At 72.7% G+C, this 16,512-nt stretch carries 18 protein-coding genes and 1 tRNA gene; 12 read left to right on the top strand and 7 right to left on the bottom strand.

Going from position 1 to position 16,512, the window contains the following annotated elements; translation table 11 throughout:
• The first annotated feature begins 2 nt into the window (after positions 1-2).
• The 8 genes from recR to J4E96_RS18505 all read left to right on the top strand — a co-directional run bounded on the left by recR (position 3) and on the right by J4E96_RS18505 (position 8,430).
• Entirely contained in the window at positions 3-602 is a 600-nt protein-coding gene (recR, locus tag J4E96_RS18540; RefSeq protein WP_227423503.1) for a recombination mediator RecR, read from the top strand.
• Positions 603-744: 142 nt separating this feature from the next.
• A complete protein-coding gene (locus J4E96_RS18535; protein WP_227425832.1) occupies positions 745-1,266 on the top strand; it encodes a DUF5063 domain-containing protein in 522 nt (173 codons plus the stop codon).
• 140 nt (positions 1,267-1,406) lie between these two features.
• Positions 1,407-2,027: a DUF4956 domain-containing protein gene (locus J4E96_RS18530; RefSeq protein ID WP_227423502.1), complete on the top strand. Its 621-nt coding sequence runs from the start codon at positions 1,407-1,409 to the stop codon at positions 2,025-2,027.
• Entirely contained in the window at positions 2,024-2,809 is a 786-nt protein-coding gene (locus J4E96_RS18525; RefSeq protein WP_227423501.1) for a polyphosphate polymerase domain-containing protein, read from the top strand. Before J4E96_RS18530 ends, J4E96_RS18525 begins: the two co-directional genes overlap by 4 nt.
• 28 nt (positions 2,810-2,837) lie before the next feature.
• A complete protein-coding gene (locus tag J4E96_RS18520) occupies positions 2,838-4,697 on the top strand; it encodes a carbohydrate-binding domain-containing protein (RefSeq protein ID WP_227423500.1) in 1,860 nt (619 codons plus the stop codon).
• A 450-nt stretch (positions 4,698-5,147) separates the two neighbouring features.
• Positions 5,148-5,930: a TSUP family transporter gene (locus J4E96_RS18515; RefSeq protein ID WP_227423499.1), complete on the top strand. Its 783-nt coding sequence runs from the start codon at positions 5,148-5,150 to the stop codon at positions 5,928-5,930.
• 101 nt (positions 5,931-6,031) lie between these two features.
• Positions 6,032-7,303, top strand: a complete 1,272-nt coding sequence (locus tag J4E96_RS18510) for an aspartate kinase (RefSeq protein ID WP_227423498.1) — start codon at positions 6,032-6,034, stop codon at positions 7,301-7,303.
• A 5-nt stretch (positions 7,304-7,308) separates the two neighbouring features.
• Positions 7,309-8,430, top strand: a complete 1,122-nt coding sequence (locus J4E96_RS18505; RefSeq protein ID WP_227423497.1) for an aspartate-semialdehyde dehydrogenase — start codon at positions 7,309-7,311, stop codon at positions 8,428-8,430.
• 64 nt (positions 8,431-8,494) lie between these two features.
• Here J4E96_RS18505 and J4E96_RS18500 read toward each other — a convergent pair whose 3' ends face one another.
• Together J4E96_RS18500 and J4E96_RS18495 are read right to left on the bottom strand one after the other, a co-directional pair.
• Positions 8,495-8,986, bottom strand: coding sequence for an NUDIX hydrolase (locus J4E96_RS18500; protein WP_227423496.1), 492 nt, complete (start codon positions 8,984-8,986; stop codon positions 8,495-8,497).
• Positions 8,987-9,051: 65 nt separating this feature from the next.
• Positions 9,052-9,669: a class I SAM-dependent methyltransferase gene (locus J4E96_RS18495; RefSeq protein ID WP_227423495.1), complete on the bottom strand. Its 618-nt coding sequence runs from the start codon at positions 9,667-9,669 to the stop codon at positions 9,052-9,054.
• Positions 9,670-9,739: 70 nt separating this feature from the next.
• Here J4E96_RS18495 and J4E96_RS18490 point away from each other — a divergent pair, with 70 nt between their 5' ends.
• Positions 9,740-10,120 (top strand): VOC family protein, encoded by a 381-nt coding sequence (locus J4E96_RS18490; RefSeq protein ID WP_227423494.1) that lies wholly within the window; start codon positions 9,740-9,742, stop codon positions 10,118-10,120.
• Positions 10,121-10,450: 330 nt separating this feature from the next.
• Here the strand turns inward: J4E96_RS18490 and J4E96_RS18485 are convergent.
• From J4E96_RS18485 to J4E96_RS18475, 3 genes are all read right to left on the bottom strand, one after another.
• Positions 10,451-10,527: transfer RNA gene (locus J4E96_RS18485), tRNA-Pro, on the bottom strand.
• A 107-nt stretch (positions 10,528-10,634) separates the two neighbouring features.
• Entirely contained in the window at positions 10,635-11,570 is a 936-nt protein-coding gene (locus tag J4E96_RS18480) for a metallophosphoesterase (RefSeq protein WP_227423493.1), read from the bottom strand.
• Positions 11,571-11,578: 8 nt separating this feature from the next.
• Entirely contained in the window at positions 11,579-14,077 is a 2,499-nt protein-coding gene (locus J4E96_RS18475; protein ID WP_227423492.1) for a penicillin-binding protein, read from the bottom strand.
• A gap of 209 nt (positions 14,078-14,286) precedes the next feature.
• Between J4E96_RS18475 and J4E96_RS18470 the strand changes: the two genes are divergently transcribed.
• From J4E96_RS18470 to J4E96_RS18460, 3 genes are read left to right on the top strand one after another with little or no spacing between them, the layout of a single operon-like run.
• Positions 14,287-14,580: a WhiB family transcriptional regulator gene (locus tag J4E96_RS18470; protein ID WP_227423491.1), complete on the top strand. Its 294-nt coding sequence runs from the start codon at positions 14,287-14,289 to the stop codon at positions 14,578-14,580.
• 10 nt (positions 14,581-14,590) lie between these two features.
• On the top strand, positions 14,591-14,749 hold the full coding sequence (locus J4E96_RS18465; protein ID WP_227423490.1) for a DUF4177 domain-containing protein: 159 nt from the start codon (positions 14,591-14,593) through the stop codon (positions 14,747-14,749).
• A complete protein-coding gene (locus J4E96_RS18460; protein WP_227423489.1) occupies positions 14,749-15,219 on the top strand; it encodes a RidA family protein in 471 nt (156 codons plus the stop codon). The genes J4E96_RS18465 and J4E96_RS18460 overlap by 1 nt, the downstream gene beginning before the upstream one ends.
• Before the next feature lie 93 nt (positions 15,220-15,312).
• On the opposite strand, the gene J4E96_RS18455 is transcribed toward J4E96_RS18460, so the two are convergent.
• Both J4E96_RS18455 and J4E96_RS18450 read right to left on the bottom strand, forming a co-directional pair.
• The gene (locus J4E96_RS18455; RefSeq protein ID WP_319637711.1) at positions 15,313-15,990 is read right to left on the bottom strand and encodes a Crp/Fnr family transcriptional regulator; all 678 of its coding nucleotides are present in this window, start codon (positions 15,988-15,990) and stop codon (positions 15,313-15,315) included.
• Between the two features lie 86 nt (positions 15,991-16,076).
• Complete coding sequence (locus J4E96_RS18450; protein WP_227423488.1) at positions 16,077-16,481, bottom strand: hypothetical protein; 405 nt, start codon at positions 16,479-16,481, stop codon at positions 16,077-16,079.
• Between the last annotated feature and the right edge of the window lie 31 nt (positions 16,482-16,512).

Genomic DNA, 16,512 nt, shown 5'->3' with positions numbered 1-16,512 from the left:
GTGTGTATGAAGGCGCGGTTCAGGACCTGATCGACGAGCTCGGCAGACTGCCCGGCGTCGGTCCCAAGAGCGCGCAACGGATCGCGTTCCACCTCCTCTCGGCGGACCCGGTCGACGTGCGCCGCCTCGTCGACGCGTTGACCGAGGTCAAGGCGCGGGTCCGCTTCTGCGACATCTGCGGGAACGTCACGCAGGAGGAGCAGTGCCGGATCTGCCGCGACCCGCGCCGCTCGCTCAGCCAGATCTGCGTGGTGGAGGAGCCCAAGGACGTGGTCGCCATCGAGCGCACGCGCGAGTTCCGCGGCCGCTACCACGTGCTCGGCGGGGCGATCAACCCGATCGCGGGCGTCGGCCCCGACGACCTGCGGATCAAGGAGCTGCTCACGCGGCTCGCGAACGGTGAGGTCACCGAGGTCATCCTCGCCACCGACCCCAACGTCGAGGGTGAGGCCACCTCGACCTACCTCGCCCGGATGCTGGTGCCGATGGGGCTCACGGTGAGCCGGCTCGCGTCGGGGCTGCCGGTGGGCGGCGACCTCGAGTACGCCGACGAGGTGACCCTCGGCCGCGCGTTCGAAGGGCGGCGACGGATCAATGCCTGAGGAGGCCCCGATGGATGCCGCCGAACCGACCGACCCGACCGCTGAAGCCGCCGTGGACCCGGTCCTCGACCTGGCCCTCGACCCGAGCGTCGACCCGAACGTGGTCGCGGAGGCGACCGACCTGATCACGGTCGCGCGCGCGATGGCCGAGGAGAGCCGCGGCTACCTGAGCACCGTCACCGAGGTCGCGTCCGGGGCCAACCCCGACGCCGCGATCCCGCTGCTCCTGCTCGCCGTCTCCGACCTGCTCGCCGCGGGCGCCCGGCTGGGCGCGATGCTCGATGTCGTCCCGCGCGAACGGTTCGAGCCGGACATCGGGCCCGAGCCCGACGTCGACGCGCTGCGGATCGCGCTCGCCAACACGCTCGAGGGGCTAGACGAGTTCGCCGAGATCGTCGACCCCGTCGTCGGCGCCGAGGTGGGCAGCGCCACGCTGTCTGGCGACCTGGTTGCGATCGCCGGCTCGGTCGCGCAGGGCCTGCGGCACTTCGAGGAGAACCGCATCCTCGAGGCGCTGTGGTGGTGGCAGTTCTCGTACCTGTCCGGGTGGGGCGAGCGAGCCTCGAGCGTGCTGCGCGTGCTGCAGATCGTGCTGGGGCACCTACGCCTGGACGTCGAGGACGACGTCGCGGCCGAGGCGGAGTACGACGCGCTCCAGCGCTGAGCGGGCCCCCGCGCCGATCGCGCGGGTGAGCGCGCGCGGGTCGATCGACCCTCACAGGACGGCCCCCGTGCTCGCACAGCCGGCGCCTAGCCGGGCCTGGGTAAATGGAGACTTCACCTTCCATTCACCCGGAGTTCACCGTGTCTCAGACCATCATGTTTGCGATCGACCTGGTCGCGATCAGCCTGCTCACCTTCGGCCTCTACTTCCCGCGGCACCGCAGACGTGACCTCGTCGTCGCGTACCTCGGCGTCAACGTCGGGGTCCTGGCGGTCGCGGGCACGCTGGCCTCGTCCACGGTCGGCGCGGGCCTGGGTCTGGGCCTGTTCGGGGTGCTGTCGATCATCCGGCTGCGGTCGTCCGAGCTCGACCAGCTCGAGGTCGCCTACTACTTCTCCGCGCTCGCGCTCGGGCTGCTCGGCGGCCTGAGCGCCACGCCGAGCTGGATCACCGTCACGCTGATGGTGCTCGTGCTCGCCGTGATGTTCGTCGGCGACCACCCCCGGATGTTCCGGCGCTACCGCAACCAGGTCATGGTGCTCGACTGGGCGTGCACCGACGAGGTCGCGATGATCGCCCGCCTCGAGGAGGCGCTCGGCGCCCGCGTGCACACCGCGATCGTCCAGCGGGTCGACCTCGTGAACGACACGAGCATCGTGGACGTCCGGTACGAGCTGCCCGCGTCGGGCCGCCCGGCCCAGCTCGTCGGCGCGGCGAGCGCCCAGACGGTCGTGGCGGCGTCGGCCGGAGCGATCCGATGATGGCGGCGCACCTCGCCGCCCTCCGCGACCTCGAGCCGATCGGCCTCCCGGAGCTGATGGAGCGCGCGGCGCTGCAGACCCGGGTGGACCGCAAGTACCTGCTCCCCCTGGCCGACCTCGCGCCGGTGCTGGCGAACGTCAACGCCGGGACCCGGGCGCTCGAGATCGCGGGCCAGCGCACGCACCGGTACGAGTCCGTCTACTTCGACACCCCCGACCTGACGAGCTACCTGCAGAGCGCCCGCCGCCGGCGCCGGCGGTTCAAGCTCCGCACCCGGACCTACCTCGACTCGGGGCAGTGCTGGCTCGAGGTGAAGACCCGGGACAACCGCGGTCGCACCGTCAAGCAACGGCTCCCGTACGGCCTGGCGGACCGATCCCGCCTGACCGAGCTCGGCGAGGCGTTCACGGCCGAGGTGCTCGCTGCGGCCGACGTCCCGAGCCCGACGGCCGAGTTCGAGCCCACGCTCGTGACGCGGTACGACCGCAGCACGCTGTACCTGCCGGACTCCGGCAGCCGCGTCACGGTCGACACCCGCCTCGCGTGGCTCGTCGACGCCGGCCGGCACCTCGAGACGCCCGGGCTCGCCATCGTCGAGACCAAGTCGGGCTCGACCGCCTCGTCCGTCGACCGGCTGCTCTGGCGCCACGGCCACCGGCCGACGTCGATCTCCAAGTACGCGACGGGCCTCGCGGCCCTGCGCCCCGACCTCCCCGCGACCCGCTGGCACCGCGTCCTGTGCCACCAGCTCGACCAGCCCGGCAACCGAGCCGCTGCGTAGTCCGACCCCACCCTTCCAGGAGCCTGTGATGCGACGACCTACCCGAAAGACCTTCTTCTCCGCCGTGCTCGTGGCCGGGCTCCTCGCCGGCTGCGCCTCGACCGCCGACGCCGACTCCGGCACCGTCGCGACCACCGACACCGCGGCCGTCTCGACGACGGCCTCGGTCGTCGCGAGCGTCACCGCCGAGCAGGCGCTCGCCGAGAACACGTCTCCCGAGACCGACTCCGCCGCCGCCGCCGTGTGGGACGAGGCCGACGTCGTCGAGATCAGCCTTGACGGCGCGACCGCGACGTCGAGCAGCGACGCGGTCACGGTCGACGGGGGTGTCGTGACCATCACGGCCGCCGGGACCTACCGCCTCACTGGGGTGCTGGACGACGGACAGGTCGTGGTCGACAGCGCGGACACCGGCGCCGTCCAGCTGATCCTCGACGGTGCCGACATCTCCTCCTCGACCGGCGCGGCCTTCGTCGTCGCGGACGCCGAGGAGGCCGTGATCGTGCTCGCCGACGGCAGCCAGAATGCGCTGAGCGACACCTCCGTCGCTGCCGAGTCGACCGATGCCGAGACGGCCGACGCCGGGACCGACGTCCCGAACGCCGCGCTCTACAGCACCGCCGACCTGACGATCACCGGCGGCGGCGCCCTGACCGTCGCGGGCAACTCGAACGACGCGATCACCAGCAAGGACGGCCTCGTCATCGACGCGGGCACGATCACCGTCACGGCCGTCGACGACGGCATCCGGGGCAAGGACTACCTCGTCGTGAACGGCGGCACCATCACGGTGACGGCCGGCGGCGACGGCCTGACCTCGGACAATGCCGACGACGCCGCGCTCGGGTACGTCTCGGTCACCGGCGGCACGCTCGACGTCACGGCCGCCGGCGACGGCATCGCGGCGGCGACCGACGTCGTCGTCTCGGGCGGCGACCTCACGGTCCAGGCCGGCGGCGGCACCGCGGGCATCGTGGCCGACGACGCGTCGGCCAAGGGCCTCAAGGGCGCCGTCTCCGTGGTGATCGTCGGCGGCACGGTCGCCGTCGAGGCCGCGGACGACGCGATCCACTCCGGCGGGATCGTCTCGCTGGCGAGCGGCGACGTCACGCTCGCGAGCGGGGACGACGGCGTGCACGCTGACGCCGGCCTGAACGTCGCGGGCGGCACCGTCGCGGTGACGCAGTCGTACGAGGGCCTGGAGAGCGCGAACATCACGATCGACGGCGGCGACGTCACCCTCGTCGCGAGCGACGACGGCGTGAACGTCGCGGGCGGCGCGGACAGCTCCGGCGCGCAGGAGGGCGCTGCGCCGGGCGGCGGCACCGACGAGTTCAGCGACACGGGCGAGTTCCTCCTCGCCATCACCGGCGGCACGATCTCGGTCGACTCCGGCGGGGATGGGCTCGACTCGAACGGCTCGGCGCAGATCAGCGGCGGCACGATCGTCGTGAGCGGGCCGACCAACGACGGCAACGGGGCGCTCGACGTCAACGGCACGCTCGAGGTCTCGGGCGGCGTGCTGCTGGCGGCCGGCAGCTCCGGCATGGTGGTCGCGCCCGACGAGGCCTCCGCGCAGGGTTGGGTCGCGATCGGCTTCGACTCCGTCCAGGCGGCCGGCACCGTCGTGCACGTGGTCGCGGCGGACGGCACGGAGATCGCGTCGTTCGAGTCGGCCAAGGACTTCCAGTCGATCGTGCTCTCGTCGGCCGACCTGGTGGCGGGCGAGACGTACACGGTCCTGACGGGCGGGACGGTCTCGGGCGAGGTCGTCGCCGGCCTGTCGACGAGCGGCGACAGCTCCGGCGCGACGCAGGCCCTGACCGTGACGGCGGGCGAGGCGCCGGCCGGCGGCGGCGGACCCGGCGGCGGGGGCGGCCGCGGCTAGCGGTCCGCGCCGCCGGCTGACCGCCTTCCGCGCGGTCCGCCTTCCGCGCGGAGCGCGTGACCAGAGTGGCCGGAGCTGCCGGACCGGACATCCCAGCAGCCCCATCAGCACCACCCGTCACCTGCTCCGCGCGGACGGTGCCGCCGCGGGCCCCGACGGGTCCGCCCGGGGCCCTCGGGGGCCGCCGGAACGCGCCCGGCTGAACCTGTCCGACGCGCGCGTGACGGGTGGGACCGGTGTGACGCGTGGGGAGCCACACGGGTCACAGGGGCCACTCCAGCACCTAGGGCGTCGCGCAGGTTCACCCGCCGCCCCCGGCCCCTCCCGCCCGCCCGCGCCCCGCCCCCGCCCCGCCACCGGCACCCGCCGCCCCGGCCCCTCCCGCCGCGGCCCCCGCCGATCCCCGCACGAGCCCGTGAGTGCGCGCAGTCCTGTGATAGACCAGCCCGCGTGACGGCCGGGGACCTGGAGATCGCGACCGCGACGGTCGTGCTGCTCGCGCTGGCCGGGTTCGTGGCGGGCTGGGTCGACGCGGTCGTCGGCGGCGGCGGGCTGATCCAGCTGCCGGCGCTGCTGCTGGTGCCGGGGATCAGCCCGGTCCAGGCGCTCGCGACCAACAAGCTCGCCGGCTTCCTCGGCACCTCCGTGAGCGCGGCGACGTACTACCGCCGGGTCAGGCCGGGGCTGCGGACAGCGGCCCCGATGGCGGCGGCCGCGCTCGTGGGCGCCGCCGGGGGAGCGGGGCTCGCGACGTTGCTGCCCGCCGCCGTGTTCCGGCCCGTCATCCTGGTCGCGCTCGTGCTGGTGGCGGCCTACACCGTGGCCCGGCCCGACGTCGGGCGGGCGACCGCGCTGCGGTGGGCCGGAAGCCGGCACCTCGGCGCGGCGGTCGCGCTCGGCGCCGCGATCGGCCTGTACGACGGCCTGCTCGGGCCGGGCACCGGCACGTTTCTGGTCATCTCCCTCGTCGCGATCCTCGGCTACTCGTTCCTCGAGGCGTCGGCGAACGCGAAGATCGTCAACGCCGCGACCAACCTCGGCGCGCTCATCGTCTTCACGCTGTACGGCGCGCCGCTGTGGAAGCTCGGCCTCGTGGTGGGCGCCGCGAACATCGCCGGGTCGTACCTGGGGGCCCGGATGGCCGTCGCGCGCGGCAGCGCGTTCGTCCGGGTCGTGTTCGTCGTCGTGGTCGGCGCGCTGATCCTCCGGCTCGCCTGGGACGTGCTCGCCTGAGCGCGACGGAACGGTCCGGGATGTGAGCGCAGCGCAGTCCGCAGGGTGGACCCTCCTACACTGTGGCGCCCGACGTACTCGATGGAAATGCGGAGTTCCCTGTGGTCCTGATCGTGCAGAAGTACGGCGGCTCCTCGGTGGCGGACGCGGCGAGCATCAAGCGCGTGGCGAAGCGGATCGCGGCCGCCCGGCGCGCGGGCGACGAGGTCGTCGTCGTCGTCTCCGCGATGGGGGACACCACGGACGAGCTGATCGAGCTCGCCCGCCAGGTCACGCCGCTGCCGCCCTCGCGCGAGATGGACATCCTGCTCACGGCCGGCGAGCGCATCTCGATGTCGCTGCTCGCGATGGCCATCGCGAACCTCGGGGTGGCCGCGCACTCCTTCACGGGCCAGCAGGCCGGCGTCATCACCGACACCGTGCACGGCAAGGCCCGGATCATCGACGTCACGCCGGGCCGCATCCGGGAGGCGCTCGACTCGGGCGCCGTCGCGATCGTGGCCGGCTTCCAGGGCGTCACGCAGTACACGAACGACGTCACGACGCTCGGCCGCGGCGGCTCCGACACGACGGCGGTCGCGCTCGCGGCGGCGCTCGACGCCGACGTCTGCGAGATCTACACCGACGTCGACGGCGTCTTCACGGCGGACCCGCGCATCGTCCCGACGGCGCGACGGATCGACCGGATCACGTACGAAGAGATGATGGAGATGGCCGCGAGCGGCGCGAAGGTCCTCGGCCTGCGCTGCGTCGAGTACGCGCGCCGGTACGGGGTGCCGGTGCACGTGCGCTCCTCGTTCTCCGGGCGCGAGGGGACACTGGTCACGGACGAGCTCGAGGAAGAGGACATTGTGGAAGAGCCCATCATCTCCGGCGTCGCGCACGACCGGAGCGAGGCCAAGATCACGGTCGTCGGCGTGCCGGACGTGCCCGGCAAGGCAGCCCGGATCTTCGAGGTCGTCGCTACCTCGGGCGTCAACATCGACATGATCGTGCAGAACGTCTCGGCCGCCGCGACGGGCCTGACGGACATCTCGTTCACGCTGCCCGCGACCGACGGGCAGGTCGCGACTGCGGCCCTGACCGCCGCCCAGCCCGAGATCGGGTACGCGTCGATGCAGTACGACGACACGATCGGCAAGCTCTCGCTCATCGGCGCCGGGATGCGCTCGCACCCGGGCGTGTCCGCGAAGCTCTTCTCGGCCCTGAGCCGGGCCGGCATCAACATCGAGATGATCTCGACGTCGGAGATCCGCATCTCCGTCGTCACGAGCGCCGACCACCTGGACGACGCCGTGCGCGCCGTCCACTCGGCGTTCGACCTGGACAGCTCCGAGGGCGAGGCCGTCGTGTACGGCGGGACGGGACGGTGACCGCGGTGAACGAGTCAGTCGCGAACGATTCGTTGGCGAGCGACGCGGTGGCGGGCGAGCCCCGCGGGCTGAGCGTCGGCGTCGTCGGCGCGACGGGGCAGGTGGGCGCCGTGATGCGCCGCCTGCTCGCCGAGCGCGACTTCCCGGTCGCGCAGATCCGGTTCTTCGCCTCGGCGCGCTCGGCCGGGACCACGCTGGGCTGGCGCGGGACCGACGTCGTCGTCGAGGACGCCGCGACCGCCGACCCGAGCGGGCTCGACATCGCGCTGTTCTCCGCCGGCGGCGCGACATCGATCGCGCAGGCGCCGCGGTTCGCCGCGGCCGGCGTGACGGTGATCGACAACTCCTCGGCCTGGCGGATGGACCCGGGCGTGCCGCTGGTGGTGTCGGAGGTGAACCCCGAGGCGATCGCCGACGCGCGCAAGGGCATCATCGCGAACCCGAACTGCACGACGATGGCCGCGATGCCCGTGCTCAAGGTGCTGCACGACGAGGCGGGCCTGCAGCGGCTCATCGTCAGCACCTACCAGGCGGTCTCGGGCAGCGGGCTCGCGGGCGCGGAGGAGCTCGCGTCCCAGGTGCGCGCGGCCGTCGCGCAGGACGTGCCGCTCGTCGCCCTCGTGCACGACGGCGCCGCCCTCACCTTCCCGGCGCCCGCCAAGTACGCGCGGACGATCGCGTTCAACGTCGTGCCGCTCGCGGGCAACCTCGTCGACGACGGGTCCCTCGAGACCGACGAGGAGCAGAAGCTCCGCAACGAGAGCCGCAAGATCCTCGGGCTGCCCGACCTGCTGGTGTCGGGGACCTGCGTGCGGGTGCCCGTGTTCACGGCACACTCGCTGTCGATCAACGCCGAGTTCGCCCGGCCGCTCTCGGTCGCTCGCGCCCAGGAGCTGCTGCTCACGGCCCCGGGCGTCGAGCTCTCGGGCATCCCGACGCCGCTGCAGGCCGCGGGGCAGGACCCGACCTACGTCGGACGGCTGCGCCAGGACCCGGGCGTGCCGGACGGTCGCGGCCTCGCGCTGTTCCTCAGCAACGACAACCTGCGCAAGGGCGCCGCGCTCAACGCGGTGCAGATCGCGGAGCTCGTCGCGGCGACGCTGACGACGGCCCGCGCCGCCGGCTGAGCGCTGCGCCGCCGAGTGCGGCGGCCGCGGCGGGGCCGGGGCCGCGGCGGGGCCGGGGTCGGGATCAGGGGCGGTCGAACCAGGCGCCCGCGGCCGGGTCGGCGCGGTAGCGCAGGGCGTGCGCGATGCGCGTGCGGGTCGACGGCGCGAGCGGCTCCGGCAGCGCGTCCGCCGCGAACCAGCCCGCGGCCGTCGACTCGTCGTCGGCCGCGTACGGGTCGCCGCCCGCCGACTCGCACAGGAACGTGAGGTCGAGGTACTGGGCGCGATCACCGTTGCCGTAGACGACGGTTTGGGCGTCCGAGCTCACCGCCGCGAGGCCGACGACGCGCGCGACGATGCCGGTCTCCTCGAGCACCTCGCGCGCCGCGGCGTGCGCGGGCTGCTCGCCGGGCTCGAGGATGCCGCTCACGACGGCCCACAGGTCGTTGTCGGCGCGGCGCCCGAGCAGCAGCCGGCCGTCGGCATGCACGACGACGGCGCTCACCCCGGGCATCCACAACAGGTCGGTGCCCACCTTCGTGCGCAGCGTGCGGATGAACTCGGGGATCGGCATGGCCGGAGCCTAACGGCGGCCGCCCCAGCTGCCGTGTCTGCTGTCGTGCCGTCTGCCGTGCCGGTTCAGGCCGATACGGCCACGCCGAGGGAGTCCGCCCCGCCGAACCTGGGCGAGCCCTTCTCGTAGAAGACGTCGAGGTCGGTGACGGTGAAGCCGGCCGCCGTCAGCAGGTCGACGATGGGTCGCGCGAGGTGGCAGCCGCCGACGAGGCGCTGCTGGATCGGGTCCAGTCGGCGCTGCCAGCGGCGCACGTCCTCGTCGGGCGCGAGGCCGTGCTCGAGGAAGTGCAGCGTTCCGCCGGGCCGGAGCACGCGGCGGACCTCGCGGAGCGCCGCGGCGACGTCGGGGATGGTGCACAGGGTCCAGGTGGACAGGGCGGCGTCGACGCTGTCGTCAGCCAGGGGCAGCGACTGGCCGTCGAGGCCCGACCTGACGATCGGGACGCGGGCCGCCGCCAGGTTCTTGGCCGCCAGCCGCCAGCTGAGGTCGGACGGCTCGATCGCGGCGACCCGAGCGACGGCCGCCGGGTAGAACGGCGCGTTGTGCCCGGACCCGAAGCCGATCTCCACGACCTCACCGGCGAGTCCGGCGCAGACCCGCCGCCGCAGCGGCGCGAGCCCGCTGCTGCCGCAGGCCGCGTGCAGTGCGCGCGGGAGGATTCGCTGTTCGTAGAAGCCCATGGGCCCATCGTGGCGGTGTCCCGGCCGAAAGGAAACGGACCCCCGGTCGCGACGACGTACCGTCGCGCGCATGACAGCTCCCCAGATCAGCCTCGGCGCGTTCAACCTGGAGGCTCAGGAACCGACGACCCTCGCCGCCTTCTGGGCGGCCGTGACCGGTGCCGTAGCGTCGGTGGGCGGCGAGAGCGTCTACCTGCCGCCGGTCGGCCCGGGCGGATTCGGGATGTTCTTCCAACGCCAGACCGGCCCGCGGCCCGAACACCAGGCCTCGCATCTGGACCTGACAGTGCCGTGGGGTGCGCGGCGGGCCGAGGTCCAACGTCTCCTAGGCCTCGGCGCCACGTTCTGCTGGGACGTCCTCGACGAAGTTCCGCACGTGCAGTGGACCACCCTGGCTGATCCGGAAGGCAACCGCTTCTGCGTCGCCGAGCACCCGCCGCAGACTGACTGAGTGCGAGCCGAAGCGTCGATCGGGCGCTCTCCGCGCGGAGCAGGTGACGGAACAGCACCAGCGTGGCCCGCGACGTGTCCCACCGCCCCCAGCAGCCTCATCCGCACCATGCTCAGCGCGGACGGTGAACCGCAGCGACGCACGAGGTGCTGGAGTAACGCACGTGACCCGTGGGCCGCCCCGGGATCGCGCCGTCAGATTCGTCGGATCGCGCCGTCTGGTTCATCGCGGGGCTGATTCTCGGTGAATTCGCGGTGCCCTGAGCCCCTGCGGATGAACCCAAAGAGAAGGCCCCCGGCTGCGTCTCCGCAGGCCAGGGGCCCTTCTTACTGGTCGGGGTGGCGGGATTCGAACCCACGACCTCTTCGTCCCGAACGAAGCGCGCTACCAAGCTGCGCCACACCCCGATTTGCCTGGTCAGACTACCTGACTCCGGGGGATGCTACGAATCACGTCCGATCCGACGGCCGACGGCGGCACCCGGCGGCCGCACCCGCGGCGGCACCGCGCGGCGTCAGCTCTCCGCGCGTGCGACGAGAGTGAGGAGCGTCGCCTCGGGGCGGCACGCGAACCGCACGGGGGCGTACACAGAGGTGCCGAGACCGGCCGAGACGTGCATCCAGGTGCTCCCGGCGCCGTCGGCCTCGTCCGGGCGCGCACCGGGCCAGCCGTGCAGCCCCTTGGCCCGGCCGGTGTCCAGGTCGCAGTTCGTGACCAGCGCGCCGTAGAAGGGGATCGCGAGCTGGCCCCCGTGCGTGTGCCCGGCGAAGATCACATCCGCGCCGTCGGCCTGCATCTCGTCGAGGATGCGCGTGTACGGCGCATGCGCGACGCCCAGGCGCAGGTCGAACGGGCCTGTCGTGGCGGCGTCGGCGGCCGGGAGGATGTCGCGGTCGAAGTGCGGGTCGTCGACGCCGACGAGCGCGATCCGCCGGCCGCCGGCCGCGATCGTGTCGCGGCGGTTGTCGAGGTCGCGCCAGCCGGCGGCGACGAGCTCCGCCGCGAGCTTGTCCGCGGGCAGCTCGCGCGGGGTGCGCACGACGCGCCGCCCGGCGTCGGAGCGCAGGTACCGCAACGGGTTCTTGGCCATGGGCGCGTAGTAGTCGTTCGAGCCCATGACGAACGCGCCGGGCGTGCCGAGCAGCGGGTCCAGCGCCTCCAGGACGGCCGGCAGGGCGTCGACGTGCCCCATGTTGTCGCCGGTGTCGATGACGAGGTCAGGCTGGAGCGTCGCGAGGTCCCGGATCCAGTCGATCTTGCGCCGCTGGCTCGGCGACAGGTGCAGGTCCGACAGGTGCAGGACGCGCAGCGGGTCCTGACCCGGCGGCAGGACGGGCACGGTCACCTCCCGCAGGGCGTACCAGCGCACCTCGACTAGCGCGCCCCAGGCGACGGCGGCCGCCCCCGCCGCCGCGAGCGCGCCGACGGCGGGCAGGATCCTCGGGGCCATCGCGGTGCTCAGCGGCCCTTCTTGGGCTTGTCGCCGCCGCCGTCAGCTGGGCCGGTGCCGCCGGAACCTCTGGTGCCGGACGTCGCCGGGTCGGTCGTGGCCGCCGGGTCGGTCGCCACGGGGTTGCTCGCGGGGGCCGCGGCAGCGGGGTCGCCGGGGCCGCTGGAGATGGTGAGCGTCACCACCGACCCCTTCGCGACCCGGGTGCCGGCCGCGGGCGACGTCGCCGCGACGGTGCCGGCGGGGGCGCTGGATGCCGCCGGCGTCTCGGAGGTCTTCACGTTGAACCCCTGGGCCTTCAGGTTCGCCCGGGCGGCGTCCTCGCTCTGGCCGACGACGCTCGCGACGGCAATCTTGTCGCCGTCGACCTCGAGCGTGGTCGGGGCGGAGAAGTCGACGACCGGCATGCCTTCGCTCGCGGCGTTCATGAACCGCTTCCAGGTCGGCCCCGCGATCGTCGAGCCGTAGGCGTTGCGCACGTACTTGCCGTTGATGGTCATGCTCTGGACGGGGATGGTGCCCTCGGAGAAGCCGACCCAGACGGCCGTCGACAGCTGCGGGGTGTACCCGACGAACCACGTGTGCTCGTTGTGCGACGTCGTTCCGGTCTTGCCGGCCGACGGCCGGTCGAGCTCACCGACGTCCGCGCCCGTGCCCTCGAACACGTGGCCGAGCGCGAAGTTCATCGCGGCCGCGATGCGGGGCTCGAGCGCCTGGCGGCAGTTGCTCGACGGCACGGGGAGCTCGGCTCCGGTGGCGTCGACGACCTTCGTGATGGCGACCGGCTCGCAGAAGTTGCCGTTCGCCGCGAACGCCGCGAACGCCGCTGCCATCGTGAGCGGGGCGACGTTGCTGCTCCCGAGGACGTTCGACGCGAGAACGGGGTAGGGCTCGCCATTGGGCTGGTGGACGCCGAGCGACGTCGCGCCCTCGAAGATCGCGCAGAGGTTCAGCTCGCTCGCCATCTTGATGTAGCCGGAGTTGACGGAGTTCTTGGTCGCGTTGAGCACCGACATGATGCTGCCCTTGCCCTCGGCGTTGCCGAACTTGTACTGCTGCGCGCCCAGATTGACGCCGCAGGACGTCGTGTTGAACTCTCGCAGGTTGTACTGCAGGCGGGTCGCGTCGATGACCTCGTTGAGGCTATGCCCCTCCTTCAGCCACTCGACGAGCGTGAACGGCTTGAAGGTCGAGCCGGGCGGGAACCCCTTGGAGGATCCGTAGGCGCTGTCCGTGTTGTAGTTCACCGCGGTCTCCCGCGGGCCGGCGGTCGAGGTGTTGTTGTAGATCCGGTTCTGCGCCATCGCGAGGATCTTGCCGGTGCCCGGTTCGACCACGGAGATGGCCGACGCGACGCCCGACGGGTCGTCGACCGGGATGCCGCCCTTGACCTGCTCGTCGGCGATCTGCTGCATGCGCGGGTCGAGCGTCGTCGTGATCGTCAGGCCGCCCCGGTACAGGAGCGCCTTGCGCACCTCTTCGGTCTCGCCGAACGCGGGGTTCTGGCTGATCACCTTGGTGACGTAGTCGCAGAAGTAGCCCGAGCTCGCGACGGCGTTCGCGGTCATGCAGCCGAGGCCGGTGGCCTGGATGTTGAGGTACCCGCCCTCGGCGACCGGCAGGACCGGGGTGGCGATCCCGGCGTCGTACTCGGCCTGGGTGATGAGCGCCTGGTCGAGCATCAGGCCGAGGACGACGTTGCGGCGCGTCGTGGACTGCTCGGGGTTGACGACGGGGTCCCAGCGGGTCGGGCTCTGGGTCACGCCCGCGAGCGTCGCGGCGTCGAGGTAGTTCAGCTCCGAGGCGTGCTTGCTGAAGTAGAACTGCGCCGCGGCCTCGACGCCGTAGACCGAGGCGCCGAACTGGGCGATGTTGAGGTAGCGGCTGAGGATCTCGTCCTTGGTGTACTTCTGCTCGAGCGCGATGGCCAGCTTCGCCTCGCGGAGCTTGCGGCTGATGCCCGCGGTCCCCTCGGCCTCGCGGGCGGCGGCGATGCCGGCGGCGCGCGTCGCGTCGTCGGTCTCGCGCGCCGCGGCCTCGATGAGCACGTTCTTGACGTACTGCTGCGTCAGGGTGGACGCGCCCTCGGTGTCCGAAGTCAGCGCGTTCTTCGCGGCCGCGCGGAGCATCCCGGTCGGGTCGATGCCCCCGTGCGTGTAGAAGCGCTTGTCCTCCGTCGCGACGACGGCCGCCTGCATGATCGGCGAGATCTGCTCGAGCGGCACGACGATGCGGTTCTCGAGGTAGAAGGTCGCGAGCACGGTCGTGCCGTCGTTGGCGAGCACCGTGGACTTCTGCGACAGGGGCACCTCGGCCAGCTCGGTCGGCAGGTCCTGGAACACCGTCGTCGTCGCGCCGGCGATCACGCTCGCCCCCGCCACGGCGGGGATCAGCAGCCCAGCGGACAGCACCCCGCCGATTCCGGCCATCAGCAAGAACGCGAGCAGGAGGGCGAGCGCCTGGATCAGGTTGACCTGACGGCCAGGGGTACGGGCAGGGGTAGCCATGAGGCTCAGGATACGGGAGGGCGTTGCCGCCCGGGTGCGGTCAGGCCGGGCGCCGGGCATACCTCCACGGCACCTGCACACACGCCGTGATGACCGTTTCGTCACCACAACGGGTGTTCCGAACGGCCAAGATACCCCGAGCGGGTCTAGCGTCCAGGTGTGTTCGTGATCCAAGGTAGGAGATCGATCCACTGGTTAAGGGGGGCGGCGTGCGAACGTTGCTAGGAGATCTGAATTGGACGGCGCGCGGAGCGTGCCTTGAGCTCGCGCCCGACGACCTCTTCGTGCAGGGCGCGGCGCAGCGCTCCGCGCGGGCCGTGTGCCAGGGCTGCTCGGTCCGGCTGGAGTGCCTCTCGGACGCGCTCGACAACCGCGTCGAGTTCGGCGTCTGGGGCGGGATGACCGAGCGCGAGCGGCGGGCGCTGCTGCGCCGTCGGCCGGAGATCGAGTCGTGGTTCGACCATCTCGTCGTGGCGGGGGAGCCGCCAGAGCTCGCACATTAGGCTTGTTGCCATGGCCACCACATGGGAGTACGCGACCGTTCCGCTCATCATTCACGCGACCAAGGCGATTCTCGACCAGTGGGGCGCCGACGGGTGGGAGCTCGTGCAGGTCGTCCAGGGACCCGACGCGGGCCTGGTCGCCTACCTCAAGCGCCCGAAGACCGCCTGATGGGGGTCGTCACCGACCGGATCGCCGAGCTCGGCCTGACCCTGCCCGCGGTCGCGGCCCCGGTCGCGACCTACGTGCCCGCTGTCCGCTCGGGCAAGTACGTCTACACATCCGGCCAGTTGCCGTTCGTGGACGGCGCGATGCCCGTCAGCGGGAAGGTGGGCGAGGGTGCCGGCCTGGTTCTGCCGGCCGACGCCGCCGGGTGCGCCCGTATCGCCGTCCTGAACGCGCTGGCAGCCGTCGCCGCGCTCATCGGTGACCTGGATCAGATCCAGCGCGTCGTCAAGGTCGTCGGGTACGTCGCGAGCGACCCGGCCTTCACCGGCCAGCCGCGCGTCGTCAACGGCGCGAGCGAGCTGCTCGGCGAGATCTTCGGCGCGGCCGGCGTGCACGCCCGCAGCGCCGTCGGCGTCGCCGTCCTGCCGCTGAACTCGCCGGTGGAGATCGAGCTCCTGGTCGAGCTCGCGTAGTTCCAGCCCCACCGCCCACCGGCCCCCGCCCCGACCCGGGGTGGGGGCCGGCGTGGCGTTGCGGGCTCGGCGGTGCCGCGGGGCTCGGCAGTGCTAGCGGGCTCGGCGTTCCAGGCGGTCGACGTCGAGGAGGACGACGGCGCGGCCCTCGCGCCGGACCCAGCCGCGAGCGGCGAAGTCGGCGAGCGCCTTGTTGACCGTCTCGCGGCTCGCGCCGACGAGCTGGGCGAGCTCCTCCTGCGTCAGGTCGTGCGCGACGCGCAGGCCGTCGTCGACGGGCTCCCCGAAGCGGGTCGACAGGTCGAGCAGCGCCTTGGCGACGCGGCCGGGAACGTCCGAGAAGACCAGGTCGGCCAGCGCCTCGTTGGTGCGGCGCAGCCGCCGGGCGAGCGCCTGCAGCAGGTGCTTGGCCACGGTCGGGTTCGACTGGAGCCAGGCGACCAGGTCGGGGTGCCCGAGCTCCTGGAGCCGGGCGTCGGCGACCGACGTCGCGGTCGCGGTGCGCGGGCCCGGATCGAACAGCGAGAGCTCGCCGAACATCTCCCCCGGCCCGAGGACGGCCAGCAGGTTCTCCCGGCCGTCGTTCGAGCGGCGCCCGAGCTTGATCTTCCCGCGCTCGATCACGTAGAGCCGGTCGCCCGGCTCCCCCTCGTGAAACAGCACCTCGCCCCGGGCGAGCTCGAGCGGCGTCAGCGACGCCTGCAGCACTCGGGTCTGGTCACGATCCATGTTCGCGAACAGTGGTGCCGAGAGCACAACGTCCTCGTCCACGCGCACGTCCTTCGGTTGGCTTTGGCTTGGTGTCAGGTCTGCCGACAGTCTGCCCCATCACCAGATCGGGTGATCAGCTCAGCAGCTCAGGGGTACGGAGGCTGGGCGCGCAGGCTGGCGGCGGGGTTCATCGTGAGCCGGCGGATGACCTCGTCGGTCGAGCCGCCGAGCGCCTCGACCACGGTCGCCTCGTAGCGCGCCAGGCGCCGGTCCAGGTCGAACAGGTCGCCGAGGAGGTCGAGCTCCGCGAGCGTCGCGCTGCGGACGGCGTCCACCAGGGCGGGGTGCTGCGGCAGGTCGCGCTGCGCGGACGACGCCGGCACCTCGCTCGCGCCGGCGCCCAACGGGTCGGGCACCGAGGCGGACGCGACGATGAGGTCGATCCGGGCCCGAAGCAGGCGCCGCCAGTGCGAGACGCGCGTGAGCTCGAGGCGTTGAGCCTGGCGGGACGCGCGGACCTCGGCCAGCGGCCGTTCTCGCAGGCGTGTCATCGAGCTCACCCCCCCGTGCTCCTCGCGATGA

Source organism: Pengzhenrongella sicca (assembly GCF_017569225.1).
GTDB lineage: Bacteria > Actinomycetota > Actinomycetes > Actinomycetales > Cellulomonadaceae > Pengzhenrongella > Pengzhenrongella sicca.
This window is presented reverse-complemented; position numbering and strand designations above follow the sequence as displayed.